Origin of the sequence: Nonomuraea sp. NPDC049400, assembly GCF_044466425.1 — a bacterium.
GTDB lineage: Bacteria > Actinomycetota > Actinomycetes > Streptosporangiales > Streptosporangiaceae > Nonomuraea.
The window spans coordinates 332,859-348,773 of the sequence record NZ_JBITMP010000003.1; the positions used below are offsets into that span (position 1 = coordinate 332,859).

Below are 15,915 nucleotides of genomic sequence, written 5' to 3' on the forward strand. Positions count from 1 at the left end.
CCGCAACTATAACTTGTGAGGTGCCCGGTGAAGTTCCCGTCCATGGCAGAGGCGGCCGGCCGTACGCTCGGCGACGAGGAGGTGGCCGCCGCCGAGCGGGTGATCCGCTCCGGCATGCTCAACTCCGTCTGGGGGACCGAGGCGCGGGCGCTGGAGAGCGAGATCGCCCGCGTGTACGGCACCCGCCACGCGATCGCCTGCAGCTCCGGCACCGCGGCCCTCCATCTGTCGGTCGTGGCGGCCGCGCCTGACCCGGGGGACGAGATCATCACGACGCCGATCACGGACTTCGGGACCGTGGCCCCCATCTTGGCGCAGAACGCCGTTCCTGTCTTCGCGGACGTGGATCCGTCGGACGGCAATCTCGATCCCGGCGCGGTGGCCGGGCTCATCGGACCGCGGACGAAGGCGATCATGGCGGTCCACCTGTTCGGCGCGCCGGCCAGGATCGGCGAGCTGCGTGCGCTCGCCGACGAGCACGGCCTCGCGCTGATCGAGGACTGCGCGCAGGCCTGGCTCGCCGAGCTGCCGGACGGCCGGCTCGCGGGCACGGTGGGCGAGGTCGGCTGCCTCAGCCTGCAGCAGTGGAAGCACATCACCTGCGGCGACGGCGGGGTGGCGATCACCGACGACGACGAGCTGGCCAGGCGGATGCGGCTGTTCTCGGACAAGGGCTGGGACCGCGCGGCCGGCCGGTCGCACGCCGCCTTCGGGCTCAACTACCGCATGACCGAGCTCCAGGCCGCTGTGGCCCGCGCCCAGCTCGCCAAGCTCCCCGGCGTGCTCGCCGCCCGCCGGCGCACCGCCGTGCAGCTGCTGGACGCACTGAAAGGCCTCCCAGGAGTACGGCTGCCGTGCCCGGAGGGCCACGCCTGGTGGCTCTTCCCGGTCATGTGCCCGGACGGTGACGCGCCCGAGCTGGCCGCGCACCTGGCGGCGGCGGGGATCCCCGCGCGGGCCGGCTACCTCGGCGAGCCCCTGAACAGGGCGCCCGTGTGGGACGCGGCCATCTACGGGACCTCCCGCTACCCGCTCGACGGTTACCGGCCGAACCCCTGCCCGCAGGCCGAGCGTATGGTGGACCGGACGCTGCTCGTCATCGACTGGAACGAGAACTACACGTCCGAGCACGTCGAGCTGATCGCCGCCGAGATGGCGAAATTTCGGGCTCGACCGTAGTTACGTTCATGTATCAGCCATTGACCCGGCCAGATGCGCTCACTAGGTTTCGGTCAGGACCGGTATTAGTCGAAAGGAAGCCGCAGATGAAGAAGGCAGCGGCAGTCGGCATCGTGGCCGCTCTGAGCCTCGCGGCCGCCGGGTGCGGATCCAGCAGCGGCTCGGACAAGAGCACCGTGACCCTGTGGATGTATCCCGTCATCGGTGACCAGGCCAAGAGCCAGGCGTTCTGGGGCAAGGTGGAGAAGGACTTCGAGACCGCGAACCCCACGATCGACGTCAAGATCGACCAGCAGCCCTGGGAGGGCCGCCAGGAGAAGGTCACCACCGCGCTGGTCTCGAAGAAGGGCTTCGACCTGGTGGTGCTCGGTCCCGACCAGATCCCGCAGTACGCCCAGCAGGGCACGGTCGAGGCGGTGGACGACCTCGTCGCCCCGGCCAAGGCCTCATACCTGCCGAACTCCCTGACCGCCCTCACCGTCAACGGCAAGCTGTACGGCGTCCCGATCTACCAGACGATCACCGCGCCCATCTACAACAAGAAGCTGTTCGCCGACGCGGGCGTCGAGAAGGCGCCGGAGACGCTGGCGGAGCTGAAGGAGGCCGCGCCCAAGCTGGCCGCCAAGAAGGTCGCCGTCCTGGACTATCCCGGCAAGCCCGACATCAGCCTCAACCAGAGCTTCTACCCGATCCTCTGGGCCAACGGCGGCTCGGTCTTCGCCCCCGACGGCAAGAGCGTCGCGTTCAACGGCCAGGAGGGCGTGGACAGCCTGCAGCTCCTGCTCGACCTGAAGGCCGCGGGCGGCCTGCCGGAGAACACCGCGAGCAAGGGCAACGACATCGAGGGCGGCACGCTGGCCGCCGGCAAGACGGCCATGTACCACGCGGCCACCGCGGGCCAGGCCGACCAGCTCGCCGCCGCCATCGGCGCCGAGAACCTCGGCATCGGCCTGCCGCTCGAGGGCAAGAAGCGGGTGGCCTTCGGCATCCCCGGAGCCCTGGTGCTGGCCAAGCACTCCGAGAACAAGGACGCGGCCAAGAAGCTCGCCACCTACCTGGCCTCCCCGGAGGTGTCGGCCGCGCTGGCGAAGGAGTCGGGCTTCTTCCCGGCGCGCACGGACGTCACCGTGCTCGAGCAGTCGGCGTCCTCCAAGGAGTTCGCCAAGTCCCTGCAGTACGCCTTCCCCGGCGACTCCCACCCCAAGGCCCGCCATGTCATGAGCGTGCTCGCGCCGCACATCCAGGCCGCGCTGCTCGGCAAGGAGGACGCGAAGACCGCGCTCGACGCGGCCGCCAAGGAGGCCAACCAGCTGCTCGGCAGCGGCGGCTGAGCCCCCGCACACTCACCAGAAAGGAAACACCTGGTGCGTCAACGCCTGCGTGACCCGGTCACCGGCCTGCTGTTCGTGCTGCCCGTGCTCGTGCTCTTCCTGATCTTCCGGATCTTCCCGTCGCTGGGCGCGGCGGGGATGAGCCTGACGAACTGGAACATCGGCGGCGAGTGGGACTTCATCGGCGCCGACAACTACGCCCGGCTGCTCGACGACGTGAACTTCTGGCTGAGCTTACGGGTCACGCTCGTGTACGTGGCGATCTACGTGCCGCTCACACTGCTTGTGGCGCTCGGCACGGCGTTGCTGCTCAACCAGGTGGTCTTCCTGCGCGGGCTGTTCCGCGGCATGCTCTTCCTGCCGTACGTGACCAGCTTCGTGCTGGCGGGCATCATCTGGCGCTGGATCTACGAGTTCGACGGGCTCATCAACGGACTGCTGGCCAAGGCGGACCTCGGCCCGGTGGCGTTCCTGGAGCAGTCGGCCCTGGTCCTGCCCGCGCTGGCCGTGGTGTCGGTGTGGAAGGGCTTCGGCTACTCGATGCTGATCCTGCTGGCCGGGCTGAAGTCGATCCCGTCCTCGTACCTGGAGGCGGCCAGGGTGGACGGGGCGAGCGCGTGGCAGCGGTTCCGCCGGATCACGCTGCCGCTGCTCAAGCCGACGATCTTCTTCGTCGTGGTGATCGAGACGATCAGCGCGTTCCAGACCTTCGACACCGTCTACGTGATGACCGGCGGCGGCCCGGTCAGGGCGACCTACACCCTCATCTACGGCATCTACGACCACGGCTTCAGGTCGTTCGACTTCGGCTACGCCGCCACGTGGGGCATGGTGCTGTTCGCCATCGTGCTGGTCGTGTCGCTGGTCCAGCGCCGCTTCCTGGATCGGGGGAACACATGACGATGACCGCGTCCCGGCCGGTCACCGAGGTGCGGGCCCGGCAGGCGGCCCGCCGCCGGTGGTGGCAGGGCAGGTGGCCGCTCGTGGCCCTGCTCGCGCTGCTGTCGGTGCTGACCGTCAGCCCGTTCGTGGCGATGTTCATCGTGGCGCTGTCACCGGCGGGCCGGCTCACCGTGCCGGCCCAGTGGCCGGACTCGCTCACGTTCGACAACATCGCGCGGGTGCTGTCGTCGTCGGGTTTCGCCACGTGGACGGTCAACTCGCTGGTCTACGCCGTGGTCTCCGTGGTGATCATCCTGCTCACCTCGTCCATGGCCGGGTACGCCTTCGCCAAGAAGCGCTTCCCCGGCCGCGAGGCCATGTTCTGGACCTTCCTCGCCACCATGATGGTGCCGTTCCAGGCCACGCTCATCCCGACGTTCGTGCTGGTCAACAGCCTGGGCGGGGTGGACACGTTCTGGGGGCTGATCGTGCCGACGCTGGCCAACTCGCAGGCCGTCTTCCTGATGCGGCAGTTCATCCTGGGGCTGCCGGACGAGCTGTTCGACGCGGCCAAGGTGGACGGGGCCTCGGAGTGGCGGGTCTACTGGACGATCGTGGTGCCGCTGACCAGGCCGATCCTGGCCACGCTCGGCGTGTTCGTGTTCCTGTGGCACTGGAACGACTTCCTGTGGCCGCTGGTCGTCGGACAGAGCGACGCCACCCGTACGCTGACCGTGGGGCTGACCACGCTGCGGACCGAGGAGCTGCAGCTGTCGGTGCTCATGGCCTCGGCGGCCGTGTCGGTGCTGCCGTGCCTGCTGGTGTTCTTCCTGCTGCAGCGGTACCTGGTCAACAGCATCGCGATGACCGGCCTGAAATAGGGTCTTGCGAGTGGATATCGCGGTACGAAACCTTCGGGACCGGCTCCGCGGCGCGCTGATCGCCGCCGCGGCCACCCCCATGACGGCCTCCGGCGAGGTTGACCTCGACGTGGTCGCCCGCTACCTCGCCGGCCTGGTGGCCGACGGCGCCACCGGCCTGGCGGTGCTCGCCCACACGGGCCGCGGCCCGTACCTCGCCCCGGACGTCCGCGCCGGAGTCATCGAGCGCGCGGTGGCCGTGGGCGTGCCGGTGCTGGTCGGCGTGGGCGGCGGGCCGTGCGATCCGGCGGAGCAGGCGAGCGTCGCGGCCGGGCTGGGGGCGGACGGCGTGCTAGTGTTCCCGTCGGACGGAGACCGGGTGGCGCTGCACGAGGAGGTGTGGCAGGCGGCCCGCCTGCCGATGATCGCCTTCGACCTCTACACCCGCCCGTGCCCCGCCGGCACGCTGCGCGAGCTCCTGCGGCACCCCGGCGTGGCGGGGCTCAAGACCGCTCTGCTGTCGGACGCCATGGGCTGCCAGCGCGCCATCGCGCTCACCAGGGAGGCGGACCGGCTGGCGATCACGGGTGAGGACCGCATGTTCGGCCCGTCCCTGCTGTGGGGCGCCGAGGCGGCCCTGGTCGGCATCGCGGCGGCGAGCGTCGGCGTGACCGCCGCCGTCCTGGAGGCGTTCGGGGGCAAGGACCTGAGCGCCTTCGCCGCGGCGTCCGGGCGGCTGGACCGGCTGGCGCAGGCCACGTTCACCGAGCCCATGGAGGGCTACGTGCAGCGCATGCTCTGGCTGGCCGCCGCCGAGGGCCGCGTGCCCGAGTCGCACGCCTGTGACCCGTACGGCCCGCGCCTGCCCGAGGAGGAACGGGCCGGGGTCATCGCTGCTTCTCGGTGAAGCCGGCGTAGCCCTGCTGCCGCAGGCCGGGCTACGCCGAGGGGGCGTCATCGGCCCGCGATGGCCACCCTGACCAGGTTGCGGGCGCGCACCGCGTACAGGGCCCGGTGGGAGGGGTCGAGCGCCAGCTTGGGCTCGCCGCCGAACCACTGCCCGGCCAGCCCTTCCACGATGGGCTTGGCCGTGAACGCGACCAGGTCGATCTTGTAGATCGCGGCGCCGTCCGTGCAGTAAGCCACCCGGCCGGTGACGAACAGCTCGCCGCCCTTCGAGCCGACCTTGATCGTCCTGGTGACCTTCCTGCTCCGCAGGTCGAACTCGAACACCTCGCCCGTGCTCGCCATGCCGTACAGCATGTCCGTCCTGCCGAAGGAGAGCGAGGAGATCTGCCGGGCGCCGGGAATCGGCTCCGTCTGCCAGAGCAGCTTCCGCGTGCGGAGGTCGAAGGCCGCCAGGCGGGCGGTCGTCGTGACCGGCGGCAGGCCGAGGCCCTCCTGGATGAGGGTGCCGAGATACGCGACGCCGCGCCGGGTGGCGACCGAGTAGACGGTCTGGCGCTCCACCACCGGCCGGTACGTCTCGAACGTGCCGGTGCCGGGCGAGTAGAGGGAGAGCGCGCCGTTCATGTGGCCGGGCTCCGGCTGGGTGGGCATCACGATCAGGCCCGTCGCGTTGTCGTAGGCGAGGTCGCGCGGGCGGTCCTGCTGGTTGCCCGTGCGGGCGATCAGCTCGGCCTCGGCCTTGCCTGGGCGGTGCGCGTACAGGGCCGCCTGGGTGTAGACGCCCAGGTACGTGGTGTCGCCGACGGTGAGCAGCGTCTTCGGCTCGCCCGAGATGGCCAGCCGGGTGACCTTGCCGGTCGCGATGTCGTGGACGTCGGCGCCGCCCTTGCCTCCGACGTAGACGCGCCGCCCGTCGGAGTGCACGGACATCGGCTCCTCCGGAGCCGACTTGAAGCCGCGCTGCACGAGGTTGACGTAGTCGAGTGAGCCGGTCGCCGGGTCGTAGACGAAGACCGCGCTGTCCTGGATGCCGTAGATCCGGCCCTCGTGGGCCAGGAGGCGGTGGGTGGCCGCCTCGAAGTACGGGACGCCGAGCACCTCCAGCTGCTCCGTGGCCAGGTGGTAGCGGTAGAACGTGCCGGAGGGGCGCCCCGCGAAGTAGACGTACCCGTCGTGGATCAGGACCGAGACGATGTACTTCTCGCCGGCGGCGGTGGCCTTGACGACCTTGTGGTTCTGCGGCGCGGCCTTCTCCAGCACGAGCAGCTCGCCCAGCGAGTTCATGCCGCCGGCCAGGTGGGTGTCCGACATGGCCAGGCTGGCGACCCAGTCGCGGTCGGCCACGGCGGACGGCAGGAGCTCGCGCTTGTCGCCGGTCGCGCGGTCGATCGCGATCAGGTGGGCGTTGGCGCCGATCCCGGCGTAGACGTGCGTGTCGTCGGCCTGGATGCTGCGGACGTACGCCTCGCCGGGGGCTGGCTGGCCGAGGTCGCGGCTCGTGCCCGTGGCCGGGTCGTACTCCCAGACGCGGCCCGGCTCCGACGTGCCCAGGTAGACCTTGCCGTCGGGGGAGGAGGCCATGGTCCAGATGTAGTGGTCGGGGTATTCGGCGACCTTGGTGACCTGGTTCGCGACGGTGTCGATCTTGTAGAGGTCGGATCTCGCGTGGGTGCCGACGTAGACGTCGGTGCCGACCTTGCACATCGCCCAGATGCCCACGCCCGTCGGGATGTCGAAATGGGCCGTGACCGAATCCTTGGCGAGGTCGTACGCGCCGACCACGTTGGGCGACAGGCCGCGCGAGCCCGCGTAGAGCACGCCGCCGACGAACTCGCCGTTGCCGAGCGGGCTGGCGACGCTCGCCGGCCCCATGTCGGTGATGGTGCCCTCCGGCTGCGTGTTCTCGCGGATGGCGGCGCGGGCGGGGGCGGCGGTGAAGGTGGCGGCCGCCGTGGTCGCGGCGGCCGCCTGGAGGAAACGACGGCGGGGGATCATGCGCGGGCTCCCTTGGTGAAGTTTGGCCGCACGCTATAACGGGCTAGGCCGTAATGTCCAGCGCGAAGAGCGCCGCGGCGTTGCGCCAGGCGACCCGCTCGGCGGTCCCGCCGGTGAGCCCCGCCGCCGCGACCGCGCCGAACGCCGACGACGGGTCGATCAGCGTCGCGTCGGTGCCGAACAGCAGCTGCGCCGGGTCCACGGCGGCCACCACCTCGGCGATGCGCCCTGCGGGGGCGTGCGACCAGCAGGGCTCCAGGTAGAGGCGGTCGCAGGCGTTCGCGGCCTCGATGGCGTACCGGAAACCGTCGGCGCCCATGTGTCCGGCGATCACCCGCAGGCCCGGGATGTCCTCGCAGACCTCCGCCAGGGTCAGCACCGACGTGCCCCAGGTGTGCACGAGCGCGGGCCGGCCGGTCGCGGCCACCAGCGTGAGCGCGTCGCGGAGCTGCGGGGAGGCGACGGGCGAGCCCGTGTAGTCGGTGTGGATCTTGACGCCGACGAACCGGCCGCCCGGCAGGTACGCCTCCAGGTCCGCCTCCGCCTCGCGCAGGCGGCGCGGGTTGACCGTGACGTAGCCGAGGAGGCGGTCCTGCGTCTCCAGGTAGGCGGCGAGGGCACGGTTGCCGGCCGGGGCGTCGTAGATGACGGCCTCGGTGGCGGAGACGATCGCCCGGTCGATGCCGTAGCGGTCCATGGTGGCGAGGTTGGCCTCGGCCACGTCCATGGTGAAGAACCACGGGCCCCAGTGGGCGTGCACGTCGATGATCATGGCTGCGGCCTCCTCAGGAGCCTGCTCGCGTTGCCGCCGGCCACGGCGGCGATCTCTTCGGGCTTCAGCCCGCTCGTGGCCAGGCGCAGGAGGGGCACGAGGGGTTCGTAGTGAGGGGCGCGCGAGCCGTACAGGAGGCGGTCCGCGCCGAGTTCGGCGGCGGCGAGCTCCAGCGCGTCGGGGGAGTTGAGCAGGCGGGTGGAGGTGTGGAAGCCGGGCTCGTCCGCGGCCGCCACCAGGAAGTCGCCCAGGTGGTAGAAGTGCGTGTCGAGGAAGACGACGGTGGCCCCGAGCCCGGCGAAGGGCTGCCAGAACCTGCGCACGTCGCCCCCGGTGAGCACCACCAGGCCCAGCCGCGCCGCCTGCCGGGCGACATGCCGCACGGACGGGAAGCCCGCCTCGACGCCCTGCTCGTCGGGGAACAGCCGGATGGCCCGGACGCCTCGCGATGCCAGGCGCTCCAGCTCGCGCGCCGCGCCGATCGGGTCGCGCAGGTCCACGGCACCGACCGGAACGACCTCCGGTGCCGCCTGCGCGAGCAGCTCGTCGTTGCCCGAGCGCACGTCGAACAGCGCCGCCCGCAGGCTCGCCGCCGCCCCCGCCCGGATCCGGTGCCCGCCCAGCACCCCGAGCACCGACTCCGGCGTGCCGGGCGGCCCGTCGCGGTCCGGGTACGCCCCGAACAGCACGTCCACGTCGAGCGCCACCTCCAGCTCGCCGACCAGCCGCCACGCGTCGAACGGCATACCGGTCCGATCCTCTATTGCCATGCCGCACATCATGCCATTGACGAACCGTGCTTATAAAGTTACGGTCTGGCCCATAATTGCTCAGCAATGAACGCGAGGTGCGCCCATGCTCCGATCACTCCTCGTCATCCTGTCGGCGCTCTTACCCGCGCTCCTCACCGGCCCGGTCGCCCGGGCGGCGGCCTGCGAGGACCCGGCGGTGGAGCGGTTCGGCCCGGCCTCGGTCACCGGCGCCATCGTGGGCGCGGCCGTGCAGGACGGGCACGCCTACGTGGTGACCCGCGGCCTGAAGCCGCCCGTGCTGGCCGACATCGACCTCGCCACCCGGAAGGTCGTCAGGAGCGTCACCCTGCCCGACGGCCCGGCCGCCGGCGAGCCGGAGGGCGCCTGGGCCACGGCCGTGTCCGGCGGCAAGATCTACGTCGGCACGTATCCGGTGCCCGACCTCTACCGTTTCGACCCGGCCACGGGCGCCGTGGAGCGTCTGGCGTCGTTCGGGAAGAACGGCGGCTTCATCTGGGGCCTCACCGCCGCGCCCGACGGCACGATCTACGCGGGCACCTACCCGGACGGCCGCGTCAGGGAGTACGTGCCGGCCACGGGCGCGGTGCGCGACTTCGGCCTGCTGGTCCAGGGCGAGCGGTACGTGCGGGCGGTCGCCGCCGACGACACCTACGTGTACGCCGGGCTGCTCGACAAGGGCAAGCTCGTCCGGATCACCCGGGCGGACGGCACGGTGAAGGTGCTCGCGAGCGCCCCGACCGGCGTCGGCGCCATCGCCATGCACGGCGAGCGGGTGCTGGCCGCCGCCGGCGACGTGCTGATCGACGTGCGCGCGGACGGCACGGACGAGCGCCGCACGACCCTGAGTGGCGGCACGATCGACATGCTGACCGTGTCCGCGGGCGATACGGTCTACGCCACTTCCCGGCCCGACGGCGCCGTCCACCGTTACCGCACGGGCGACACCGCCTTCACGAAGGTCGCGGAAGCGCCGTCGCCGGGCGACGAGACCAGGCGGCTGCGGCTGCTCGACGAGAACACCCTGCTCGGCTTCGCGGGCAGTGGCGGCGTGTGGTGGCTGGACCTGCGCACGGGCCAGTCCTCCTTCGTCGATCTGATCGACGCCGGACTGCCCAGCGGTCCGGAGCGCCCGCAGAGCATGCTCCTCGTGCCGAACCGCGCCGTCTACGTCGGCGGGCACTTCTCCATGGAGGTGCGCGACCTGCGTACGGGCGAGAAGCGCAGGTTCCGGATGCCCGGCGAGCCGAAGGACCTCGTACGGCGGGGCGACAAGATCTACGCCGCCATCTACCCGAGCGGGCAGATCGTCTCCGTCGACCTGCACACGGACGAGGTGCGCAGCGTCGGCTACCTGGGACACGGCCAGCAGCGCCCCTGGGACATCGAGTACGACCCCGCGACCGACAAGCTCGTGGTCGCCAGCGCCCCGCTCGGCGCCAAGCTGAACGGCGCCCTGTCCGTGATCGACCCCCGCACCCGCCGCATCGACGTCTACGAGGGCGTCATCCCCGACGAGAGCCTCATGAGCCTCTCGCTTGACCCCCGAGGCGGCGTCGTCTACCTGGGCGGCGACGTGCTCGGCGGAGGCGGGACCCCGCCGGTCAAGACGTCGGCGTCCGTCGCCGCCTTCGACCTGCGCGCCCGCAAGGTGCTCTGGCAGGTGGACCCGGTCCCGGGACTTCGTACGTTCCAGGACATCAAGGTGCATAACGGGCTGCTGTACGGCGTCTACAAGCGCGACTCGGGCACCTGGATCGCCATGGACCTGGCCACCAAGCAGGTGGTGCGGCAGGGCAAGCTCTCCGGGTACGGCGAGCTGACCGTGCACCGGGGCAGGGTGTTCGCGTCCACGTTCTTCGGCGGCGGGCACGCGTACGAGCTGGGCGCCGAGGCCAAGCTCCTGGCCACCGGGCTCGGCGACGAGTGGTACACCAACCCGCAGCTGCACTTCGAGCCCGGCTCCTGGCGGGCGTGGGCGCTCGCGGGCAGGGAGCTGGCCAGGATCAGGCTCGATCCCGGCTGCCCGGCCTTGACCGTCAATCAGTGACTCTACTAGGTTTCGGTCTGTGCCGAAATATGTGATCGATGCCCACCGGCTCATCGGTCCCGTGCCGTTCGACGACCTGCCGAGCGACCCCCGGGACGAGATGGGCCGGCTGGGCATCGACCGCGCCTGCGTCACCCACACGCTCAGCCTCTACTCCGACCCGCGGGCGGGCAACGAGGCGCTGCTCGCGCTCGACGACCCCCGGCTCATCCCCGTGCCCGTGGTGGTGCCGGGGGAGACCGGGGAAGAGTCGCACGGCGCAGGGATGATCAGGCTCTGCCCCGAGCGCCACCGCTTCGACCTCACCGGGCCCCACGCGCTGCGCTGCCTGGCCGCGCTCGGCCTGCCCATGGCGATCGACCTCGACGAGACCTCGCCCGCCCAGCTCCGCCACCTCGCCGAGCTCCTCCCGGACCTGCCCATCCTCGTGCTCAACCCCGGCTACCGCAGGCTCCGCGCGCTCGCCGAGCTGATGACCGAGGCGCCGAACGTGCGGGCCGAGATCGGCACCGTCAACACCCAAGGCGGCGTCGAGTGGCTGGCGGCGCGGTTCGGGGCGGAGCGGCTGGTGTTCGGCACCGGCGCGCCGGTGTCGGACGACTGCGGCCCGCGCTTCCTGCTCGACCACCTCGACCTGCCGCCTGAGGACGTCGAACGGATCGCCGCCGGGACGCTGGAGGAGCTGCTGTGATCCTCGATGCCCACGGCCACGTCGGGACCTGGCCCGACTTCCTCATCCCGCATCCCACCGCAGAGCACCTCGTCGCCGCCATGGACCGGATCGGCGTCACCGCGATGGGCATCAGCCACCTGCTCGCCGTCGGCCCCGACGCCGTGCGCGGCAACGAGCTGGCCATGGAGATCGCCGAGCGCTTCCCCGGCAGGTTCGGGGTGTGGCAGGTCTACAACCCGCACCACCGCACCCCGCTCGCCCGCGACGGCGTGTGGGGGGTCAAGCTCCACCCCGACGTGCACCAGTGCCGCCTGGACGACCCCCTGTACGAGCCGGTCTGGCGGCTCGGCCTGCCGGTGCTCGCGCACGGCCAGACGGACTCGCCGTGGAGCGACCCGGCTCAGTTCGCCGCCGTCGCCGCGCGGCATCCGCACGTGCGGCTGATCATGGGGCACACCGGGCTCTGGCCGTACGGGTTCGGCCGCGCTGCCCGGCTCGTGGCCGAGCACCCGAACGTGTTCCTGGAGACGTGCGGCTCGAAGATGACCGGCCGCTGGATCGCCCGGCTGGCCGCACTCGCCGGCCCCGAGCGGGTGCTGTTCGGCTCGGACGCGTGCTTCCTCGACCTGCGTACGGGCTACGGCCGCGTCGCCCTGGCCCCGCTCGCCGAGGCCGACCGCGCCCTCATCCAGGGCGCCAACCTGGCCCGCCTCCTCGGCCTCCCCCCGTCCGGCCCGCCCGCGCACGTGGCGGGCGCGACCGGCCCGCTCACGAAGGGACGACCGTGACGCTCGCCATCCACGGCGGCACCCCCGTCCGCTCCGCCCCCTGGCCCGCCTGGCCGCCGCCCCTCGACCCCGCGCAGCGCGAGCTCGTCACCAAGGTGCTCGAGAGCGGCCTCTGGGGGGCCACGCAGGGCGGTTGCGTGGTCGCGGACCTGACCGCCGCGTTCGCCCGGCTCTCCGGCGTCCCGTACGGTGTCGCGGTCGGCAACGCCACGCTGGGCCTGTTCGCCGCGCTGCGCGGTCTCGGCGTGGGCAGGGGCGACGAGGCGATCGTCCCGGCGTACACGTTCGTGGCGTCGGCCACCGCCGTGCTGCTGGCCGGCGCCACCCCCGTGATCGCCGACGTGGACCCGGCCGACCTGCACCTGTCTCCGCGGGCCGTACGGGACGCCCTGACCGGCAGGACGGCCGCGATCATGCCCGTGCACCTGGCGGGCAGCCCCGCGGCCATGGACGAGCTGAACGCCCTGGCCGCGAGCCACGGCCTGGCGGTCGTCGAGGACGCCGCCCAGGCGCACGGCGCCACGTACCGTGACCGGCCCGTCGGCGGCCTGGGCGACGCCGGGGTCTACAGCTTCCAGGCCAGCAAGGCGATGACCGCGGGCGAGGGCGGCCTGATCGTCTGCCGGGACGAGGCCGTGCACGGCCGCATCTGGTCGGCCTGCAACGTCGGCCGCGAGCTCGGCGGCCGCTGGTACGGCCACCCGTCCGTCGGCTGGAACCTGCGCCTCACCGAGATCCAGGCAGCACTCCTGCTGCCCTGGCTGGACCGCCTCGACGAGGAGATCGACCGCAGGAACGCCTTCTGCGCCGCCCTGGAACGCGAGCTGGCCGCCGTCCCCGAGGTGAGCGTGGTGCCCCGGCCGGACGGCACGACCCGCGACTCGCGCCACCTCCTCATGCTCCGCCTCGATCCCGGCGTGGACCGGGAGTTCGTGCTCGCCGCCATGGTCGCGGAGGGCGTGCCGCTCGACGCCGGGTATCCGCCGCTCGGCACCATGGCGGCCCTCACCGCCGAGGGCGCCCGCGCCGAGCCCTGCCCGGCCGCCGAGGAGGCTGCCAGGACCGTCGTGTGGGTCCGCCAGGCGATTCTCATGGACGCCCTGGAGGCGGCCGCCGACGTCGCCGAGGCTCTCGCCAAGGTGCTCTCAGGCAGGCAGGCAGGTGCGCACGCACGACCTCCGAAGGCTATATAACGGGCTTGACCGTAATCCGGCGGGCGGGTCCGTGACAAGATGTTGGAATGCCCCCGGAGCGGATCATCGCGGTACGACACGGACAGAGCTCGGCGAACCTGGCCCACCAGCAGGCGGGCGACCGGCCGCTGCACTACGAGCCGGGCGACCACGAGGTGACGCTGACCGAGCTGGGCAGGGAGCAGGCGGCGGCGCTCGGGCGGTTACTGGCGGGCATGCCCGCCGCCGAGACCCCCGAGGTGGTGTGGTGCTCGCCCTACCTGCGGGCGCTCGACACGTGGCGGGTGGCCCTGGAGGCGTGGGGCGCCGGTCTGCTTCCTGTCACCGTGGACGAGCGGCTCAGGGACCAGGAGTCGGGGGCGTTCGCGCACTACAACCTGGCGGCGATCAGGGAGAAATTCCCCGAGGAGCTGGCGCGGCGGGAGGCCGAGGGCCCCTACGCCTACCGGCCGCCCGGCGGCGAGTCCCTGGCCGACGTGGTGGTCAGGCTCCGCGACCTCCTCGCCGACCTGCGCGGGCACGCGGCGGGGCGGCGGGTGCTGATCGTCGCCCACGACTCCGTGGTGCTGGGGCTGCGCCACGTCATGGCGGGCGGTCCTGACGCGGACCTGGCGGCCGTCCTGGAGTTCGCGCCGGTGCTGAACGGCTCAGTGTCCGTCTGGGACCGTTCCGGGCTCGTCCGGTTCAACGACGTCGCGCATCTCTAGCCGGTGGGGACGACGAGGTCGGCCCGGTCCCGGGTCCGGTCCTCGTCGAACCACTCCTGCTCGGCCGCGAACCACTCCCGCCACCGCGGCTCCAGCGCGGCCCCGTCCCGCTCCATGACCCGCGCGAAGCGCAGCTCCCAAGGAGCCTCCACCCAGACGGTGAACGCCAGCAGACCGGAGATCGAGGCGCGGGCCGTGCCGACGCCCTCGATGACCAGGACCGGCGCGACCGGGACCGTCACGTGCTCGGCGTACTCCCCGCGCACCCAGTCGTACCTGCGGAAACTCCCGGACTGACCGCCTCGCAGCGGGAGGAGCACCTGCGACTCCAGCGCGTGGAACCAGCCGCCGGGACCGCCCTCCCACGGCACGGGGAAGTCGTCGCTGTGGATCACCTGGCAGCCCAGCGCCGCCCCCAGCCGGACCGCGAACGTCGTCTTGCCCGCCCCCGCAGGCCCGTCCACCGCCACCAGCCGGACGGGGCCGCACGACGGCCGCAGGCTCATGATGCGCTCGGCCAGGTGATTCACGGACCCAGGGTAGAGGAGCGGGTACGTGCAACTGAGAGAATGTTCTTTCGCCCCGAACGCATGCAGGAGGTTGATCTTGCTCGGACCCCTCGGCGACATTGTCGTGCTCGACTTGTCCAGGGCCCTGGCCGGGCCGCACGCAGCGCAGATGCTCGGTGACCTGGGCGCTCGGGTGATCAAGGTGGAACATCCGGACGGGGGCGACGAGTCGCGCGGCTGGGGACCGCCGTTCGTCGGGCCAGATCACGATATTTCGACCTATTTCCTGGCAGCCAACCGCAACAAGCAGTCCGTCGCCGTCGACCTCAAGTCCGCCGACGGCAAGCGGCTCATCGAGCGCCTCGTGCGCCAGAGCGACGTCCTGATCGAGAACTTCCGCACCGGCGTGCTCGACCGCCTGGGCTTCTCCGCCGAGCGCCTCCACGAGCTCAACCCCCGCCTGGTCATCCTGTCGATCACCGGTTTCGGCCACGACGGCCCGGAAGGGGGACGGCCCGGCTACGACCAGATCGCCCAGGGTGAGGCGGGCCTGATGTCGCTGACCGGCCCGTCGTCCGACGAGCCGTACCGCGTCGGCGCGTCCATCGCCGACCTGCTGGCCGGCATCCACGGCGCGTACGGCGTCGTCAGCGCCCTCTACGAGCGCGAGCGCACCGGCAAGGGCCGCGTCGTGCGCACCTCGCTGCTGGCCGCGATCACCGGCGTGCACTCCTACCACGGCACCGCCTGGACGGTCGGCGGCAAGGTGCCGGCCGCCGGGGGCAACCACCACGCCTCCATCGCCCCCTACGGCGCCTTCCGCTGCGCCGACGGCATGCTGCAGATCGCCGCGGCCAACGACGGCCAGTGGCGGAAGGTCGCCACGCTGCTCGACCTCGATCCCGACGAGCCGAAATACGCCACGAACCGGGACAGGTTCGCGCACCGGGACGAGCTGATCGCCGACATGGAGAAGGCCCTGGCCGCCCACGACCGCGCCCACTGGCTGGCCAGGCTGGGGGAGGCGGGCGTGCCGGCGGGTGCGATCAGGTCGCTCGACGAGGTCTACGCCTGGGAGCAGACCCGCTCGCAGGGGCTGGTCGTCGAGGTGGATCACCCTGTGCTGGGGAAGATCGAGCTGCCCGGACCGCCGCTGCGCTTCGACGGGCTGGCCGGTTCGGCGCACACCGCGCCGCCCGCGCTCGGCCAGGACGGCGACGCGGTGCTCGCCTGGCTGGAAGAGCGCGAACGATGATCCGCATTTCGTGGCACCGGACGGCCTCTTCATGCGTCAACA

The 15,915-nt window shown here is 71.9% G+C and carries 15 protein-coding genes; 11 read left to right on the forward strand and 4 right to left on the reverse strand.

Annotated features, from left to right (window positions below):
• Positions 1-27 precede the first annotated feature (27 nt).
• The 5 genes from ACIBVN_RS05535 to ACIBVN_RS05555 all read left to right on the forward strand — a co-directional run bounded on the left by ACIBVN_RS05535 (position 28) and on the right by ACIBVN_RS05555 (position 5,159).
• Positions 28-1,179 carry a DegT/DnrJ/EryC1/StrS family aminotransferase gene (locus ACIBVN_RS05535; protein WP_397132976.1) on the forward strand — a complete coding sequence of 384 codons (1,152 nt, stop codon included), beginning with the start codon at positions 28-30 and terminating at the stop codon, positions 1,177-1,179.
• A gap of 86 nt (positions 1,180-1,265) precedes the next feature.
• The gene (locus ACIBVN_RS05540; RefSeq protein WP_397132978.1) at positions 1,266-2,510 is read left to right on the forward strand and encodes an ABC transporter substrate-binding protein; all 1,245 of its coding nucleotides are present in this window, start codon (positions 1,266-1,268) and stop codon (positions 2,508-2,510) included.
• A gap of 33 nt (positions 2,511-2,543) precedes the next feature.
• A complete protein-coding gene (locus ACIBVN_RS05545) occupies positions 2,544-3,410 on the forward strand; it encodes a carbohydrate ABC transporter permease (RefSeq protein ID WP_397132980.1) in 867 nt (288 codons plus the stop codon).
• Entirely contained in the window at positions 3,407-4,273 is an 867-nt protein-coding gene (locus ACIBVN_RS05550; protein WP_349453116.1) for a carbohydrate ABC transporter permease, read from the forward strand. Before ACIBVN_RS05545 ends, ACIBVN_RS05550 begins: the two co-directional genes overlap by 4 nt.
• Positions 4,274-4,283: 10 nt before the next feature.
• Positions 4,284-5,159 (forward strand): dihydrodipicolinate synthase family protein, encoded by an 876-nt coding sequence (locus ACIBVN_RS05555; RefSeq protein ID WP_397132983.1) that lies wholly within the window; start codon positions 4,284-4,286, stop codon positions 5,157-5,159.
• 47 nt (positions 5,160-5,206) lie between these two features.
• Here ACIBVN_RS05555 and ACIBVN_RS05560 read toward each other — a convergent pair whose 3' ends face one another.
• Genes ACIBVN_RS05560 through ACIBVN_RS05570 form a run of 3 tightly spaced genes read right to left on the reverse strand, consistent with a single transcriptional unit; the run spans position 5,207 to position 8,698 of the window.
• Positions 5,207-7,156: a hypothetical protein gene (locus ACIBVN_RS05560; RefSeq protein WP_397132985.1), complete on the reverse strand. Its 1,950-nt coding sequence runs from the start codon at positions 7,154-7,156 to the stop codon at positions 5,207-5,209.
• A 43-nt stretch (positions 7,157-7,199) separates the two neighbouring features.
• Entirely contained in the window at positions 7,200-7,928 is a 729-nt protein-coding gene (locus ACIBVN_RS05565; RefSeq protein ID WP_397132987.1) for an amidohydrolase family protein, read from the reverse strand.
• A complete protein-coding gene (locus ACIBVN_RS05570) occupies positions 7,925-8,698 on the reverse strand; it encodes an amidohydrolase family protein (RefSeq protein WP_397132989.1) in 774 nt (257 codons plus the stop codon). The genes ACIBVN_RS05565 and ACIBVN_RS05570 overlap by 4 nt, the downstream gene beginning before the upstream one ends.
• A gap of 85 nt (positions 8,699-8,783) precedes the next feature.
• Here ACIBVN_RS05570 and ACIBVN_RS05575 point away from each other — a divergent pair, with 85 nt between their 5' ends.
• The 5 genes from ACIBVN_RS05575 to ACIBVN_RS05595 are packed head-to-tail and all read left to right on the forward strand — an operon-like array spanning position 8,784 to position 14,109.
• Positions 8,784-10,748, forward strand: coding sequence for a hypothetical protein (locus ACIBVN_RS05575; RefSeq protein ID WP_397132991.1), 1,965 nt, complete (start codon positions 8,784-8,786; stop codon positions 10,746-10,748).
• A 19-nt stretch (positions 10,749-10,767) separates the two neighbouring features.
• A complete protein-coding gene (locus tag ACIBVN_RS05580) occupies positions 10,768-11,439 on the forward strand; it encodes an amidohydrolase family protein (RefSeq protein ID WP_397132993.1) in 672 nt (223 codons plus the stop codon).
• Positions 11,436-12,209, forward strand: coding sequence for an amidohydrolase family protein (locus tag ACIBVN_RS05585; RefSeq protein WP_397132995.1), 774 nt, complete (start codon positions 11,436-11,438; stop codon positions 12,207-12,209). The genes ACIBVN_RS05580 and ACIBVN_RS05585 overlap by 4 nt, the downstream gene beginning before the upstream one ends.
• Positions 12,206-13,402, forward strand: a complete 1,197-nt coding sequence (locus tag ACIBVN_RS05590; RefSeq protein ID WP_397132997.1) for a DegT/DnrJ/EryC1/StrS family aminotransferase — start codon at positions 12,206-12,208, stop codon at positions 13,400-13,402. Before ACIBVN_RS05585 ends, ACIBVN_RS05590 begins: the two co-directional genes overlap by 4 nt.
• A gap of 47 nt (positions 13,403-13,449) precedes the next feature.
• On the forward strand, positions 13,450-14,109 hold the full coding sequence (locus tag ACIBVN_RS05595) for a histidine phosphatase family protein (RefSeq protein ID WP_397132999.1): 660 nt from the start codon (positions 13,450-13,452) through the stop codon (positions 14,107-14,109).
• On the opposite strand, the gene ACIBVN_RS05600 is transcribed toward ACIBVN_RS05595, so the two are convergent.
• Positions 14,106-14,639 (reverse strand): uridine kinase, encoded by a 534-nt coding sequence (locus ACIBVN_RS05600; protein WP_397133001.1) that lies wholly within the window; start codon positions 14,637-14,639, stop codon positions 14,106-14,108. The two genes, ACIBVN_RS05595 and ACIBVN_RS05600, sit on opposite strands and share 4 nt — an antisense overlap.
• Before the next feature lie 76 nt (positions 14,640-14,715).
• Between ACIBVN_RS05600 and ACIBVN_RS05605 the strand changes: the two genes are divergently transcribed.
• Positions 14,716-15,873, forward strand: a complete 1,158-nt coding sequence (locus ACIBVN_RS05605; RefSeq protein ID WP_397133003.1) for a CaiB/BaiF CoA transferase family protein — start codon at positions 14,716-14,718, stop codon at positions 15,871-15,873.
• The last annotated feature ends 42 nt before the right edge of the window (positions 15,874-15,915 follow it).

Excerpts from the sequence above, each read along its gene's own strand:
- ACIBVN_RS05540 (WP_397132978.1), top strand. The coding sequence starts at position 1,266 with ATGAAGAAGGCAGCGGCAGTCGGCATCGTGGCCGCTCTGAGCCTCGCG.
- ACIBVN_RS05550 (WP_349453116.1), top strand. The coding sequence starts at position 3,407 with ATGACGATGACCGCGTCCCGGCCGGTCACCGAGGTGCGGGCCCGGCAG.
- ACIBVN_RS05560 (WP_397132985.1), bottom strand. The coding sequence starts at position 7,156 with ATGATCCCCCGCCGTCGTTTCCTCCAGGCGGCCGCCGCGACCACGGCG.
- ACIBVN_RS05565 (WP_397132987.1), bottom strand. The coding sequence starts at position 7,928 with ATGATCATCGACGTGCACGCCCACTGGGGCCCGTGGTTCTTCACCATG.
- ACIBVN_RS05570 (WP_397132989.1), bottom strand. The coding sequence starts at position 8,698 with ATGGCAATAGAGGATCGGACCGGTATGCCGTTCGACGCGTGGCGGCTG.
- ACIBVN_RS05575 (WP_397132991.1), top strand. The coding sequence starts at position 8,784 with ATGCTCCGATCACTCCTCGTCATCCTGTCGGCGCTCTTACCCGCGCTC.
- ACIBVN_RS05595 (WP_397132999.1), top strand. The coding sequence starts at position 13,450 with ATGCCCCCGGAGCGGATCATCGCGGTACGACACGGACAGAGCTCGGCG.